Here is a 15,438-nt window from a genome sequence, read left to right on the forward strand (position 1 = left end):
TGTGGGCTTTTATTTTATACTTACAATACGACCAATTTAATTCGACTGATTATTCAGAAAAGCATCCCAACCTTGTGCAGTCAATGCAACAAGCTGATTAGAACCTCTAGCTACCATAAAATTTCCGTCTTCCTTTTCTACAGCATGTCCTATGATAGTAAAATCTGGATGATTTTTAATCTTATCAAAATCATTTGGAGAAATGGTGAACAATAGTTCATAATCCTCTCCTCCACTTAAAGCAGTCATAACAGGATTTAAATTCATTTCATCAGCCGTAGAAATGCTAAGGCTATCCATTGGTATCTTTTCCTCATACAACCTAAAACCTACTTTAGATTGGTCAGAAATATGTAAAATTTCGGAAGCTAATCCATCAGAAATATCAATCATAGAGGTAGGTTTAATATCTAGCTCCTTTAAAATATTTTTAATATCAGTTCTCGCCTCCGGTTTTAACTGTTTTTCTAGAATATAATCATACCCTTCCATTTCCGGCTGCATATTTGGATTGGAAAGATAAACAGCATGTTCTCTTTCAAGAATTTGAAGCCCCATATAAGCCCCTCCTAGATCACCGGTCACAACAAGAAGATCATTGGGCTTAGCCCCAGTTCTTTTCACTATAGCATCTTCATTTTCAAAGCCTATTGCTGTAATACTTAATACAAGACCAGAATTAGAACTTGTTGTATCTCCACCTACTAAATCCACATTATATTTTTTACAAGCGGTATGAATTCCCGCGTAAATCTCTTCTAAGGCCTCAACGGGAAAGCGATTTGAAACAGCTAGAGAAACTAATATCTGCGTAGGCGTAGCATTCATTGCGGCAATATCACTAAGATTAACTACAACTGCCTTATATCCTAAGTGTTTTAGAGGAACATATCCTAAATTAAAGTGAACCCCTTCTGTTAAAATATCCGTAGTAATAACCACTTTCTTATTTTCAGAGGATAATATTGCAGCATCATCTCCCACACCCACTTCCGAAGACGCGTTTGATAAAGAAAAATGCTCTGTAAGATGCTTTATAAGTCCGAATTCTCCTAATTTGGAAATTGGAGTTAGTTCTTGTGATTTATCTTCAAACATATTTTTATTTCTTAAATAGTACCAACATAATAGCAATCTTGAAAGATCACCTATCAAGTTAGAATTTATATATTAATATTTTATCCAAATTCAGCCGGATCGATATTGTGTGGGTGAAAAGGAAACTTTTTGAAATCTTCTTTTGAAAGAATTACTGTTTCAGGGCTTTTATATTTATTCATTGCCTCTACCACATCATCAGGAGGGGTCGTCATTTTTCTCAACATCATATCAATCCAAACCCCCGTTGCTTCTGAAGTAGCACAATGCATCCCGTCCGGAGTGTAAAATTTATGAAGAAATCTATAGATAGAAGAGTCTTCTGAACATCCGTCAATTTCTACACTCACAATAACCGTTTGATCAGCATATATTTCTTTAAAGAAAGAATATCTTTCATGCAAAATAACGGGACCAATTCCCCATCTACTTAGCTGGGTAACTCCCATTTTTTCCTTTGTCATAAAGGCCATTCTTGCTTGCGCACAATATTGAACGTATGATGAGTTGGCCAAATGTTTATTGGCATCCAGATCACTCCAGCGGACCTCAAATTTATGGTAGAAAATCATGTAAAAACAGTTTTTAAGAATAATAATTATGTTCTTCAAAATTAATCAAATAAGATGGTTTATAAAAATTGTACTTTTGAAAAAATAATCTTGAGCATAAGATTACACAACATATGAAACAAATTATAATCATCGGAGGTGGTGCTGCAGGCTTTTTTTGCGCATCAAACATTGACGAAAGCAAATATAATATTATAATCCTAGAACAAAATTCTGACGTTCTTCAAAAGGTAAAAATTTCCGGAGGAGGAAGGTGCAATATTACTCATGCCTGCTTTAATCCCAAAGAGCTGGTTCAATTCTATCCTCGCGGAAATAAAGAATTACTTAGTGTTTTTACAAAATTTCAACCAGGAGATACCATGGATTGGTTTGAAAAACGAAAAGTTTCGTTGAAAATAGAAAATGACAATAGGATATTTCCCGAAACAAATTCTTCACAAACCATCATTGATACTTTTTTAAATGAAATTCAACAAAAAAAAATACAAGTAAAAACAAAGTGCTCTGTTAAGGAAATAGAAAAGCATAATGAAAAATACCTTGTCAAAACTACTTCAGGAGAATTTTTAGCAGATTATATTATTTACACGACAGGGAGCTCTCCCAAATCTTTAAAAATGATGGAAAACCTTGGTCATAAAGTTATTAGTCTTGTTCCTTCTCTTTTTACATTTAACATTAAAGATGACTTATTACAAGATCTGGCCGGAACAAGTTTTGAATGGGCAGAAACCTCTATTCCCACGTTAAAAGCAGAAGAAAGCGGGCCATTATTGATTACTCATTGGGGACTTTCTGGACCTGCCATTTTAAAAATTTCTGCATGGGAAGCTATTAATCTAGCTCATGTTCAATATAAATTTGATGTTGAAGTAAATTTTATTTCAAAAACACGAGATGAAGCAGAAGAATTGTTTCAAAATTTCAAAAAATCAAATCCTAAAAAGACAATTGGGCAATCCAAAATTTTTGAGATAACCAATAGGTTCTGGCAAAGAGTTTTAGAAGTTTCAAAAATAGACCTGAACAAACAGGTTGCCAATATTTCAGGAAAAGAAATACAAGCCATAGTAACGACGTTATGTAATAAGAAATTTCAAGTAACCGGAAAATCAACTTTTAAAGATGAATTTGTAACAGCAGGAGGAATAGATTTAAAAGAAATTAATTTTAAGAATATGTCGTCCAAAATTTTGCCTAATTTTTATATAGCGGGTGAGGTTTTAAATATTGATGCGGTGACAGGTGGTTTTAATTTTCAAGCTTGTTGGAGCGAATCTTGGTTAATTGCACAAGATTTGAATGGATTATAAACAAAAGGACTATCTTTAATCATATTTAATTGAAAATGCTTTCCATTAAAAGAAACTTATCCGGGCTTTTTAAAATCTTGCTAATGATAGGGTTTGGCTATTTTTTTTGGCTGATGTTAAGAATTACCCTAGAATATATTCCATTAAAAGCAAATGTGAGTTTTTTAATGATAAAGCAAACAGAAGTTATTGAAAGACCAGAGTATCTTGCCTTTTTTTATACCCACGTATACACAAGTATTTTCGTTTTATTATCTGGTTTTTTTGCCATTATCAGAAAAAATTGGGGATTAGCGAACTTTCATAGAAATACCGGAAAAATTTATATTTTATTAATTCTACTTTTCTCTGCTCCTTCAGGAATATATATGGGATTTTTTGCCAATGGAGGTACTTTCTCCAAAATTTCATTTATTTTACTCGGTAGCTTTTGGTGGTTTTCTACATTTAAAGCATATCAACTGGCCAAACACAAAAAATTCTATGAACATAAACAATGGATGTGGCGAAGTTTTGCACTGACATTATCTGCTATTACCTTGAGGCTGTGGAAAGTCATTATTGTATACTTATTCCACCCCAATCCCATGGATGTTTATGAAATCATCTCATGGATGGGATGGGTTCCCAATATCTTATTAGTTGAATATTTAAACACGAAAAAATACTTATGAAAACTTTACATTACACTCTTAGCGTATCCCTCACTTTTTTATTATTAAGTTGTAAAAAAGACGGACAAAATAGTAATTTATCTCAAGATTCCCTTCTTTCAAAAAAAGAAGTGGTTATTCCGGAAATATATAAACAGTATTATGGAATTTATACTGGGGATTTTGCAGGGAAAGAAAAAATGATTGATGAAGGCGACGGTTCTGAATATGAAGGTGAGATCAATAAAAGAATCTCTTTGAAAATTAATAGGATTACAAAAGACAGTGTATATGGCCAAAGTATTGTAAATGGCCATCAGCGTCCCTTTCAAGGTATTTTTAATGAGCCTACAAAGTCTTTCATTCTGGATGAGCCCGGTAATGATAATTCAGACGGTAGATTTGAAATAAAATTAAGTAATGATAGTCTGACAGGAAAATGGACCGCATATAAAAAATCCTTTGTAAAATCTTCTATCAAAACTTTAAAATTAACTAAAAAAGAGTTTGCTTACAATCCTAATTTCATGTTGGATGAAGATTCAAACTTGGTAGACTGGTCAAATCCAAAAGATTTTATCGAAAAATATACGGACGAAAGCACCGGTAAAATAGAAAGTTATACGACTCAAAAAAATAGAATCGCTTCTGATGCTATCTTCAAACTCAATGCCTCAAAACAAAAACTAACAGAAAAAGACCTTAAAAATCTAAGAAAATTAGATCTTGAGATTATTAAAAATGCCATCTTTGCAAGACATGGTTATTCCTTTAAAAAAGACACCTACCGGTATTTCTTTGAACAAACCGATTGGTATATCCCTGTTTCCAATAATGTAGATAAAGAGCTTTCCCCGATGGAAAAGGAAAATGTAGCTTTACTCAATCGTTTTATTCAATATGCAGAAGATAAATATGATAGTTTTGGAAGATAATCAATCCACGCGTATTAATTTCAATTCTTTCATTTTTATAAAAAAATATAGCAATAAACATCCTACAGCATAGCACAAAATATCGATCCAAGAAAAAGAGTTTCCAATAATAATATACATTAGGCTTCCTTTGTGGAAGCCCATTTTTTCCGCAATATTGAAATATTGTGCGAACTCTACTAAACAGGAAAAAACAAAAATTCCAACAATGAGTTTTTGATTATTTGTTACAAAAAAGCTTTTTATCAAAGTATAGATTAGCATCACAACTATTACATCTCCAAGATAAGCTCTTACGAAAAAAACATGTTTCAGTACAGTAGCAATTAAAACTTCTATTATAAAGATGATTACTGATATAAGTAAATATCTTAAACTCAATTTATATTTCATCATTGTATTTTTTAACATAAAAAATCGGTATCTTTTGAATACCGATTTTATTAAGAATCCGTTATTTCTTTACCTTCACCGTGCATCCAATAGCAACAGTTTTAGTCGTTTTTATTGGTTCTCCTTTAATTAAGGAATTTAATGCGTCTTGAGCATAATATTCTGATACGTCATTTGGATTATCATAATTATTATCAATAGCTCCAATATATTTCACTATATTTTTTTCATTTTCTTTTTGAATGATAAATACATGTGGAGTTTTTGTTGCTCCGTATTGAGGAAAAATCTTTTGGCCCTCATCTACCAAATAAGGAAAAGTAATTTTTTTTTCTTTTGCTCTTTCTATCATTTGTAGATATCCATCTTCTGGTTGCACATTTGGATCATTCGGATTAATTGCCACAACAGGATAACCTAGTGATTTATACTTTTTATCCAGCTCAATAATTCGATCTTCATATTTTTTTGCGTATGGACAATGATTACACGTGAAAATTACAATAAACCCTTTCGCACTTTTAAAATCGCTTAAGGAAACCATTTTTCCGTCTACATTTTTCAACTTAAAATCTGTTGCCTCATCTCCTACTTCATACCCTTTTAAATTCAAACCCTTTTCTTTCTTGAAACATCTTCCTTCTTTACTTATATTGTTGAAACTCATTAATCCCGTTCCAACAATAAATACTATTAATAAAATTTTTAAATTTTTCATAGAGTTTTTATATGATTATAAATATTTTACAATTATATCTTTCAATTCTTCTTTACTCATTTCTCCATCATTAAAATATACTTTCTCCCCATTCTTATAAAAAAGGGTTACTGGGATATTTCCATCCCAAGATTTTTCAAATTTGGGAATCCAGGTATTCATTCGCTTAATATCATCCAATAAAAGAACTTCTGTTGTAATATTTTTACTTTTAATAAATTTTATAACTCTTTCTTTATCCACTAATCTATCCAATGACACTAAGATCATTTTAAACCGTGGATCATCAGCATATTTTTTATTGACTTCCATAAAATCAGGAAGCTCTTTCACACAGGGAGCACAAGTTGTAGACCAAAAATTCACTACCAAAAACTTATCCTTTACAATCCGTTTTTCTAGTTCTTCATATTTTAATGCAATCACCGATGTTTGTTGTGCATTGGAAATAGAGAAAATCCATAATACGAGCAGAGTCGTGATAAAATTCTTCATACTCAAAAATAAAAAAAGTATTTGTTAATCTGACTATTATATTTTTTTTAAGAAAAAATTATAGTTAGGTGCTTTTTTTGCTGCATTAAAAACAACTAAAATATTACTAGATAATCCATGAAAAAATTGTTTTTATTTTTAAGCCTTTTATTGACGGTTTCTCTATTTGCACAACAAACAGATACATTAAGTATTAGCACACCCATAAACGCTGATTTTCCGGATTATGAATTTTTGAAAACTAAAATGAAATTAGATGATGTTTTCGTACAAGCCGATACTGCTCCGGAATATCCTGGAGGTAAAAGTGCTTTTCAACGAAATTTTGCCGAAAAGATGGATATTATCAGTATAAAGGACAATAAAATAAATACACGTGTTTATTTTATTATAGAAAAAAATGGATATGTAAGGTATGTATCGGCTCTGGGAGATGATAAAAAACATGCCCAAGCTGCTGAACTAGCAATCAGAAGGATGTTCGTTCGATGGAAGCCGGCCATGATTAACAATCAACCGGTCCGATTTCTTTATACATTCCCTTTATCCCTAAAAAAATATTAGTAAGAAGCGGAGGATATTATCCTCCTATCATCTTCTTGATTGCATTCAATTTCATTAAAGCTTCAATGGGAGTTAAAGTATTAATGTCAATTTTGGTTAGCTCTTCTCTAATATTTTCAAGCACAGGATCATCCAATTGGAAAAATGAAAGCTGCATATTTTCTTCCGTCACCCTTTTGATACTTTCTCCCGCTCCTCCACTTTGTGTACGAGTTGCTTCTAAGGTTTTTAATATCTCATTTGCTCTATTAACTACTTTTGGAGGCATGCCTGCCAATTTTGCCACATGAATACCAAAACTATGTTCACTTCCACCCGGAAGCAGTTTTCTTAAGAAAATAATATTCCCTTTATTTTCTTGGATTGAAACATGGAAATTTTTTACCCTTTCAAAATTCAGGGTCATTTCATTAAGTTCATGATAATGAGTCGCAAATAATGTTTTGGATTGCGTAGGGTGTTGATGCAAATATTCTGCAATTGCCCAAGCAATAGATACTCCATCATATGTAGAAGTTCCCCTGCCAATTTCATCTAAAAGAATCAAACTCCTCTCTGAAATATTATTTAGAATATTAGCCGCTTCATTCATTTCTACCATAAATGTGGATTCTCCGGCAGAAATATTATCCGTAGCTCCTACCCTAGTAAAAATCTTATCTAAAACTCCAATTTCTGCATATTTAGCTGGAACAAAGCTCCCAATTTGTGCCAAAAGGCATACTATTGCAGTTTGACGAAGAATCGCTGACTTACCCGCCATATTCGGTCCAGTGACCATGATAATTTGTTGAGAATCTTTATCTAAAAAGATATCATTTGGAATATACTTTTCTCCTAATGGGAGTGCATTTTCAATGATTGGATGTCTTGCTTCTTTTAAATCAATAGCATAACCTTCATTTAAAACAGGCTTAGTATAGCTTTCAGAAACAGCTAATTCGGATAATCCGGCTGCTACATCCAACTGCGCAATAATATGAGAATTTTCTTGAATCTGATCTATATAAATCATTGCCTCAGTACAGACATTTTTATAGAGTTCATTTTCTAAAACACTTATTTTTTCCTCAGCTCCTAGAATCTGATTTTCATACTCCTTTAATTCCTCTGTGATGTAGCGCTCGGCATTAACCAAGGTTTGCTTTCGAACCCAATCATCGGGTACTTTATCTTTATGTGTATTTCGGACTTCAATGAAATAACCAAACACATTATTAAAATCAATTTTAAGACTGCTAATTCCCGTTCTCTCGATTTCCCTTTGGCACATTTCATCTAGGAAACCACGCCCTTTACTTTGAAGTCCTCTCAGTCTATCCAATTCGTCAGAAACCCCTTCTTTAATCGTATTTCCCTTAGCAATACTTACAGGGAGTTCTTCATTCAAATGGCTTTGCAAGAATTTTATCAGCTCTTCCAGATCATATAATGGTTCAAGCCAAGTTAAAACCTCAGCATGAGGCTGTATTAAAGATTTAATCTTATGAATATTGATCAAACTCTGACGAAGGTACCCAAACTCCTTAGGAGATATCTTTTCTGCCGCTAATTTCCCCATGAGTCTGTCTAAATCAGAAATTGACTTTAAGAGTTGACAAATTTCATATTTTAAATGGTCGTTTTCATTCAAAAAATCAATCAAAGAAAGTCTCCTGCTAATTTCATTTACCGATTTTAAAGGTAAAATTATTCTCCTTCTCAATAGTCTTCCTCCCATCGGAGTAGAGGTTTTATCAATAATATCCAACAAAGATTTACCTTGTGGATTGCTTGGATAAACAACTTCAAGGTTTCTCAATGTAAAATTATCCATCATAAGGAAATCTTCCTGTGGAATAATCTGAATTTTTGTAATATGAGAAAGTAAATTGTGGTGAGTATCTTCAACTAAATAGGCAAAAATAGCACCGGCTGCTGTAATGGCAAGCTCCAAATTTTCAACACCAAATCCTTTTAAAGAATTTGTTTTAAAATGGTTTGTAAGCTTCTCTTGGGCAAATGTATACTGATATGCCCAATCCTCTAGCTTGAACGCATTTTTATTTTTTAGCTGCTCCGGGATTTGAACACTTCTTTGATAAATAATTTCACTGGGATCAAATGTATTTACAATATGAAGTAGTTTTTCTAAATTTCCTTCACTTACCAAAAATTCACCTGTGGAAATATCCACTAGGGCCATCCCATATTTTTCTTTTTGCTTATGAAGGGAAAGTAAAAAGTTATTCTTTTTTGAGGTTAAAACCTGATCATTAAAAGTAACCCCTGGAGTAACTAATTCCGTAACCCCTCTTTTTACAATACCTTTAACCATTTTAGGATCTTCGAGCTGATCGCAAATAGCAACTCTCATTCCTGCCCTTACTAATTTGGGTAAATAGGAATCTATAGAATGATGGGGGAATCCAGCAAGCTCAATATGCCCTTCTCCATTATTCCTTTTGGTAAGAACAATTCCAAGAATATGAGCTGTCTTAACTGCATCTTGCCCAAATGTTTCGTAAAAGTCTCCTACTCTGAATAATAAAAGTGCATCAGGATATTTTGATTTAATAGTATTATACTGCGTCATTAACGGAGTTTCTTTCTTCGCCTTTGCCATTAAAATGTGTTCTTAAATTTGGGGTCGTAAAAGTAAGAAATAAAATAGAACGATTAAAATCCTTAAAAAAAACCGCATATCCATAATTGAAAAAAAAATTCATTGAAAATTATTTTTATCATTATTTTTTATTCATTCACAAGGAACCTTATCCTATTCTTACCCTCCTATTTCTGAATACCTTAATTACTCTTATAATTTTTCACTAGTTAAAAATAATCTACATTATTTAGGATTATATGACATAAAAACATTTAGAAAATAAATATTTTTCCTTTTGAAATAATTATTATAAAAATTTTCTTTACTTATATTATTGACAATATCTATCTCTTTAATAATCATTCCGTTTTGACTTTTTTAACGAATAAAAATAACTCCTTTTTATATCTTATAAAAATTTAACCCTATTTCGCTGACAGCACTCTCATATATCCTCCATTTTATTACCATGGGTATATATGAACTTGTGTCTTAAATAAATCTAAAAATTTATATTTGCAAGATTGATAGTATTTAAGATTTATGAGAGCATATAATACCAAACATTTCCTAAAAATACTCTTTAGTTTACACAAAAGTGATACTTTAAAAATTCTATTTCCGACTATGATATTAGTGGGTGTATACTCCTATGGTATTGCTTACATCGAATTGGAGTATTTGCACTTAACATCCAAATCAAAAGTAAGTAATGTCGGAATGATTCATTCTTTACTTGGTTTTGTTCTTTCTTTACTCCTGGTTTTCAGAACCAATACTGCTTATGATAGATGGTGGGAAGGCAGAAAACTCTGGGGAAAGTTGGTAAATGATACCCGAAATTTTGCCATCAAAATTAATTTAATCTTAGGAGATGACGTTCATACAGCTAAACAAATAGCAAGGCTCTTAAAATTTTTCCCTCATTTTCTAGCAAAACATTTATCAAAAGAATCAACAAGGTTAGCATTGGATGAAGACTATTCTGAAATCGAAAAGTCTTTGAAACATCATGGTCCAAGTGAAATTGTCATCCTTTTGACACATAAGTTAAATCATTTAAAAAAAGAAGGAAAAATCTCCGACATTGAAATGGTTTATTTAGATACTCAGCTTTCAGGCTTTTTGGATGTGTGTGGTGGTTGTGAAAGAATTAAGAATACGCCAATACCCTATTCCTATTCATCCTTCGTAAAGAAGTTTATTATTTTGTACGTACTTGCTTTACCTATTGCCTATGTAATTAACATTGGCCTTTTTATGGTCCCCCTTACTGTTTTTGTATATTACGTATTGATGAGCTTAGAGCTTATTGCCGAAGAAATTGAAGATCCTTTCAATAATGATGAAAATGATATTCCTATGGAAACTATTGCTCAAAATATCGAAAGAAATGTACATCAAATCCTAGGATAAAATAAATAGTTTTCTTTATTTAACCCTTCTTGTTTATTTTGCTTCTAACAATAGCATGTTAGAATCCTACTAAGAAGAAAGAAAGGTCATTTTATAAAAAAGTAAAGGTAAAACAATATATTTCATCTTTTTATAATGTATTTAGCCCCTCCTTTCCCATTTTTAATGATAAATTCTGTAAATTGCATAATAAAAGAATAGCTTTTAGAAAAATGAAGGACCTATTCTTTCAGACAAATCTACTTGATGAAGTTAATAAATAATGTAAATGCATAATCCAGCTTCTTACAAGCTGAAAAATAGAAAAGAAAAGATATTAATCTCTACAAAACAACACATTGGTACAAAAATTAAAACTAGAGGAACTCAATAGAATAGATATAGAAACATTCAAAAAAGTTGAAAAAATACCCTTGATTATTATTTTAGATAATATCCGAAGTATGCATAATGTGGGAGCAACTTTTAGAACAGCAGATGCATTTCTCATTGAAAAGATAATTATCTGTGGAATTACCCCTCAACCACCTCATCGGGAAATTCACAAAGCAGCCTTAGGGGCTACGGAAAGTGTAGACTGGACCTATGAAAGTGATATTAATAAAGCCATTGATGAGTTAAAAAGCAAAAATTACCGAATCATTGGAATAGAGCAAACAACAAACAGCCAAATGATCACAGATTTTTCAATAGAAAAGTCTGAAAAATATGCCCTTATTTTAGGAAATGAAGTAGATGGAATTAGCGATGAAGCACTGCCTAATATTGATTGTTTTATCGAGATACCACAGCTAGGAACAAAACACTCCTTGAATGTGAGTATTTGTGGCGGAATTGTCATGTGGGAATTTGCAAAGGCTTTAAAATAAAAAACTGCATGTGTCCAATAGACAGTGCAGTTTGAAATAAATCTAATAAAAAGTAAAAATGAAAGGCGACAAAGATACTTTTTTTTTCATCACAAACAAATTTTAAAATAGCTTTTTAAAAGATTGAACGAAAAAAAAGATGTCATTTCCAGAAAAAATTTAATATAATTTTTTATAAATTAGCACAATGTTTATTAAAGACTATATCTCAAAAGATTTCCCATGCTTGAGTTTGACTGACTCTATAGAAGCAGCAAGGGATTTGTTAGAAGACTTTGGATATACTCATGTTTTCGTCAAAAAATCTCACCATTTTTATGGAGCACTTGCTCAAGATTTTTTGTACGAAGAAGAAGGCACATTAAAGGATTTAGAACATCAAATCGAGCGTTTTGCAATTCTTGATGACAACAATATTTTAGATAGTATTCGTTTGTTCTATACTTTCAATGCGAATGTAATTCCGGTAATCAATAAAAATGAAAAATATTTAGGATATATTACCTGTGACGATATTTTTCAGGATTTATCAAAATATCCTTTGTTCTCAGAATCGGGAGCAATTCTTACTATAGAAACATCTGCAAGGAAATATTCTATGACAGAAATTGCGAATATTGTTGAGAGCAATAATTCAAAATTTTATGGAAGCTTCATTAGCTTCATGTCGGACGAAGTGATTCGCGTTACTCTAAAAATAAGCAACGAAAACCTCAGCTCAATAGATGCCACTTTTGATCGATATGATTATAGAATAGTCCAAAAATATTATTCGGATGAAAAGGCGGATTTGTTCAAAGACCGATTCGGATTTTTCCAAAAATTCATAGAAATTTAAGTATGAAAGCAGCCATATATTCTCAAAAAAAGGACTTAGATACTTTCTTATATTTAAGTAAGTTCATATCTGAGCTTGAAAGTAGAAATGTAAAATCCGTTTTATATGATGGAATGGCTGAAGCCCTTCAATTTTCAAAAATTTTTGAAACCTTTAATAATAAACAAGACCTACTCGATAAAGAAGTAGACCTTTTCTTTACTTTTGGTGGAGATGGGACCATCGTCAATTCTTTAACCTTTATAGAAGATCTTGAAATTCCAATTGTAGGAGTCAATACTGGAAGGTTGGGATTTTTAGCCAGTTTCACTAAGGAAGAAGCTTTCAAGGAATTGGATGCCATTTTAAAAGGAGATGTAAAAACCAGTCGCCGCTCTGTGATTGAGGTAGTTTCACCCAAATTAGATGATTTCTTCCCCTACGCACTAAATGATGTTACCGTTTCCAGAAAAGAAACGACATCAATGATTACAGTGGACTCTTATATTAATAATGAGTTTCTCAATATTTTTTGGGGAGATGGCGTAATTATGTCAACACCAACAGGATCTACCGCCTACTCATTAAGCTGTGGTGGACCAATCATTTCTCCAAATAACGAAAACTTTGTTATTACACCGATTGCTCCTCATAATTTGAATGTGAGGCCCCTCGTTGTAAATGATAAGGTTGAAATAAAGTTTAGAGTAGAAAGTAGGGTTCCACAATACTCCCTTTCTCTAGATTCGAGAATAATCCATATTGAAACAGATAAAGAGGTTATTATAAAAAAAGCTAATTTTCAGATACTTTTAGTTCAGCCAAACAATCTTAGTTTCTACGAAACCATCCGCCAGAAGCTTCTTTGGGGAAGGGATAAAAGAAATTAACCATTAAGCAAAATTTATTACCTTTACACTTAATTTTTAATCACCTAATTAATATATATAATACGTAAAACATGAGCAGAATTTTTCCGGCAGGAGTAGCCACAGGACAATTAGTTACAGACATTTTTCAATATGCTAAGGAAAACAAATTTGCATTACCCGCAGTAAATGTAGTCGGATCAAGTAATGTAAATGCTGTTATGGAAACTGCAGCAAAATTAAACTCTCCTGTTATTATCCAATTTTCAAACGGAGGAGCTGCTTATAACGCAGGAAAAGGATTGAGTAATGATGGTCAAAAGTCTGCTATCTTAGGCGCAATCGCTGGTGCAAAGCATATACATACTCTAGCAGAAGCTTATGGGGCTACTGTAATTTTACATACAGATCACTGTGCTAAGAAATTATTACCTTGGATCGATGGTTTAATGGACGCAAACGAAGAGTTTTTTAAGCAAACAGGAAAATCACTTTACTCTTCTCACATGCTTGACCTATCTGAAGAATCTTTAGAAGAAAATCTAGAAGTTTCTGCTACATATTTTGAAAGAATGGCTAAAATGCAGATGACACTTGAGGTAGAAATCGGCGTTACAGGAGGTGAAGAAGACGGTGTAGATAATTCAGATGTGGATAATTCTAAACTATATACACAACCTGAAGATGTTGCTTATACTTATGAGAAGTTAAAAGCGATCTCTAATAACTTCACTATTGCTGCTGCTTTCGGTAATGTACATGGCGTATATAAACCTGGAAATGTAGTGTTAACTCCAAAAATCCTTGACAATTCTCAAAAATATGTTAAAGAAAAATTTGGAACAGCAGAAAAGCCAATCAACTTTGTATTCCATGGAGGCTCAGGATCTACGTTGGAAGAAATTAGAGAAGCAATAGACTATGGTGTAATTAAAATGAATATAGACACTGACCTTCAATTTGCTTATACTGAAGGAATAAGAGACTATATGATCAACAATATTGACTATTTAAAAACTCAAATTGGAAATCCAGAAGGAGAAGAAAAACCTAATAAAAAGTTTTATGATCCAAGAGTTTGGATAAGAAAAGGAGAAGAGACTTTTTCTACCAGATTGGTCAAAGCATTTGAAGATTTAAACAACGTAAATACTTTAAAATAATTCTGTAGAATATAAAATAGGTAAAAAAAGCTTTATCTATTTTATATTTTACGCTGTATATTAATAAAAACAAACATGGCATTCGATTGGTTTAAAAGAAAAACAAAAAACATTACTACCTCTACTGATGAAAAGAAAGATGTTCCCAAAGGTCTTTGGCATCAGACCCCATCAGGTAAGATAGTGGAGCATGATGAGCTGAAAAGAAATAATTATGTTTCTCCTGAAGACGGTTTTCATGTAAGAATAGGAAGTGCAGAATTTTTTGAGATCCTCTTCGATGAAGGAAAATTCACTGAACTGGATGCCAATGTTGAAAGTATTGATATCCTAAACTTCAAAGATACAAAGTCTTACACTGAACGACTAAAAGAAGTAAAATCCAAAACAAAGCTTACAGATTCTATTCGAAATGCAGTAGGAACCGTAAATGGAACTGAAATGGTAGTTTCTTGTATGGATTTTGCATTTATTGGGGGTTCTTTAGGCTCAGTAATGGGTGAAAAGATTAGAAGAGCTATTGATTACTGTATTTCTCATAAACTTCCCTATATGATCATTTGTCAATCTGGAGGAGCGAGAATGCAGGAAGCAACCTACTCATTAATGCAATTAGCCAAAGTACAAGCAAAACTGGCTCAACTTTCAGAAGCGGGCCTTTTATACATAGCCTATCTTTGTGATCCTACATTTGGAGGAATTACAGCTTCTTTTGCGATGACAGCGGATATTATCATGGCTGAACCAGGAGCTTTAATTGGTTTTGCAGGTCCAAGAGTTATTCGTGAAACAATAGGAAGGGATCTTCCTGAAGGCTTTCAAACTTCAGAATTTTTACAAGAAAAAGGATTTGTTGATTTTATTGTGAAAAGAACTGAAATTAGAGATACAGTAGCTAAAACTGTCAATTTATTGGCCGTTAATGCTTAAAATTTATAACAAAGACCATACAATCTCTCTCTACTTTGGGGGA

General features: G+C 32.3%; 16 protein-coding genes. 10 read left to right on the top strand and 6 right to left on the bottom strand.

Annotation, left to right across the window (positions count from 1 at the left end; all coding sequences use genetic code 11):
• Nucleotides 1–36: 36 nt before the first annotated feature.
• Both thiL and CHRY9293_RS06470 read right to left on the bottom strand, forming a co-directional pair.
• Nucleotides 37–1,098: a thiamine-phosphate kinase gene (gene thiL, locus CHRY9293_RS06465; protein WP_162032248.1), complete on the bottom strand. Its 1,062-nt coding sequence runs from the start codon at nt 1,096–1,098 to the stop codon at nt 37–39.
• Between the two features lie 80 nt (nt 1,099–1,178).
• Nucleotides 1,179–1,670, bottom strand: a complete 492-nt coding sequence (locus tag CHRY9293_RS06470) for an acyl-CoA thioesterase (RefSeq protein WP_122545677.1) — start codon at nt 1,668–1,670, stop codon at nt 1,179–1,181.
• A 113-nt stretch (nt 1,671–1,783) separates the two neighbouring features.
• On the opposite strand from CHRY9293_RS06470, the gene CHRY9293_RS06475 reads away from it, so the two are divergent.
• From CHRY9293_RS06475 to CHRY9293_RS06485, 3 genes are all read left to right on the top strand, one after another.
• Nucleotides 1,784–2,986 (top strand): BaiN/RdsA family NAD(P)/FAD-dependent oxidoreductase, encoded by a 1,203-nt coding sequence (locus CHRY9293_RS06475; RefSeq protein ID WP_162032250.1) that lies wholly within the window; start codon nt 1,784–1,786, stop codon nt 2,984–2,986.
• Nucleotides 2,987–3,069: 83 nt separating this feature from the next.
• On the top strand, nt 3,070–3,660 hold the full coding sequence (locus tag CHRY9293_RS06480) for a DUF2306 domain-containing protein (protein ID WP_228455482.1): 591 nt from the start codon (nt 3,070–3,072) through the stop codon (nt 3,658–3,660).
• Entirely contained in the window at nt 3,657–4,574 is a 918-nt protein-coding gene (locus tag CHRY9293_RS06485; RefSeq protein WP_162032254.1) for a YARHG domain-containing protein, read from the top strand. The genes CHRY9293_RS06480 and CHRY9293_RS06485 overlap by 4 nt, the downstream gene beginning before the upstream one ends.
• Here CHRY9293_RS06485 and CHRY9293_RS06490 read toward each other — a convergent pair whose 3' ends face one another.
• From CHRY9293_RS06490 to CHRY9293_RS06500, 3 genes are all read right to left on the bottom strand, one after another.
• Nucleotides 4,575–4,967, bottom strand: a complete 393-nt coding sequence (locus CHRY9293_RS06490; RefSeq protein WP_162032256.1) for a ribosomal maturation YjgA family protein — start codon at nt 4,965–4,967, stop codon at nt 4,575–4,577.
• A 61-nt stretch (nt 4,968–5,028) separates the two neighbouring features.
• The gene (locus tag CHRY9293_RS06495) at nt 5,029–5,685 is read right to left on the bottom strand and encodes a thioredoxin family protein (RefSeq protein ID WP_162032258.1); all 657 of its coding nucleotides are present in this window, start codon (nt 5,683–5,685) and stop codon (nt 5,029–5,031) included.
• 15 nt (nt 5,686–5,700) lie between these two features.
• Nucleotides 5,701–6,180 carry a TlpA family protein disulfide reductase gene (locus CHRY9293_RS06500; protein WP_162032260.1) on the bottom strand — a complete coding sequence of 160 codons (480 nt, stop codon included), beginning with the start codon at nt 6,178–6,180 and terminating at the stop codon, nt 5,701–5,703.
• Between the two features lie 117 nt (nt 6,181–6,297).
• On the opposite strand from CHRY9293_RS06500, the gene CHRY9293_RS06505 reads away from it, so the two are divergent.
• The gene (locus tag CHRY9293_RS06505; protein WP_162032262.1) at nt 6,298–6,744 is read left to right on the top strand and encodes an energy transducer TonB; all 447 of its coding nucleotides are present in this window, start codon (nt 6,298–6,300) and stop codon (nt 6,742–6,744) included.
• 16 nt (nt 6,745–6,760) lie between these two features.
• Here CHRY9293_RS06505 and mutS read toward each other — a convergent pair whose 3' ends face one another.
• Nucleotides 6,761–9,349 carry a DNA mismatch repair protein MutS gene (gene mutS, locus CHRY9293_RS06510; RefSeq protein WP_162032264.1) on the bottom strand — a complete coding sequence of 863 codons (2,589 nt, stop codon included), beginning with the start codon at nt 9,347–9,349 and terminating at the stop codon, nt 6,761–6,763.
• A gap of 525 nt (nt 9,350–9,874) precedes the next feature.
• On the opposite strand from mutS, the gene CHRY9293_RS06515 reads away from it, so the two are divergent.
• From CHRY9293_RS06515 to accD, 6 genes are all read left to right on the top strand, one after another.
• The gene (locus CHRY9293_RS06515) at nt 9,875–10,747 is read left to right on the top strand and encodes a bestrophin family protein (protein ID WP_162032266.1); all 873 of its coding nucleotides are present in this window, start codon (nt 9,875–9,877) and stop codon (nt 10,745–10,747) included.
• A gap of 338 nt (nt 10,748–11,085) precedes the next feature.
• Nucleotides 11,086–11,616 carry an RNA methyltransferase gene (locus tag CHRY9293_RS06520; protein WP_162032268.1) on the top strand — a complete coding sequence of 177 codons (531 nt, stop codon included), beginning with the start codon at nt 11,086–11,088 and terminating at the stop codon, nt 11,614–11,616.
• A 187-nt stretch (nt 11,617–11,803) separates the two neighbouring features.
• Entirely contained in the window at nt 11,804–12,454 is a 651-nt protein-coding gene (locus CHRY9293_RS06525) for a CBS domain-containing protein (RefSeq protein WP_122545667.1), read from the top strand.
• Between the two features lie 2 nt (nt 12,455–12,456).
• Nucleotides 12,457–13,323 (top strand): NAD kinase, encoded by an 867-nt coding sequence (locus tag CHRY9293_RS06530; RefSeq protein ID WP_122545666.1) that lies wholly within the window; start codon nt 12,457–12,459, stop codon nt 13,321–13,323.
• Nucleotides 13,324–13,394: 71 nt separating this feature from the next.
• Nucleotides 13,395–14,465: a class II fructose-bisphosphate aldolase gene (fbaA, locus tag CHRY9293_RS06535; RefSeq protein WP_162032269.1), complete on the top strand. Its 1,071-nt coding sequence runs from the start codon at nt 13,395–13,397 to the stop codon at nt 14,463–14,465.
• A 75-nt stretch (nt 14,466–14,540) separates the two neighbouring features.
• Nucleotides 14,541–15,395, top strand: coding sequence for an acetyl-CoA carboxylase, carboxyltransferase subunit beta (accD, locus tag CHRY9293_RS06540; RefSeq protein ID WP_162032270.1), 855 nt, complete (start codon nt 14,541–14,543; stop codon nt 15,393–15,395).
• Nucleotides 15,396–15,438: the final 43 nt, after the last annotated feature.

The sequence above is a fragment of the Chryseobacterium potabilaquae genome, assembly GCF_902728265.1.
GTDB lineage: Bacteria > Bacteroidota > Bacteroidia > Flavobacteriales > Weeksellaceae > Chryseobacterium > Chryseobacterium potabilaquae.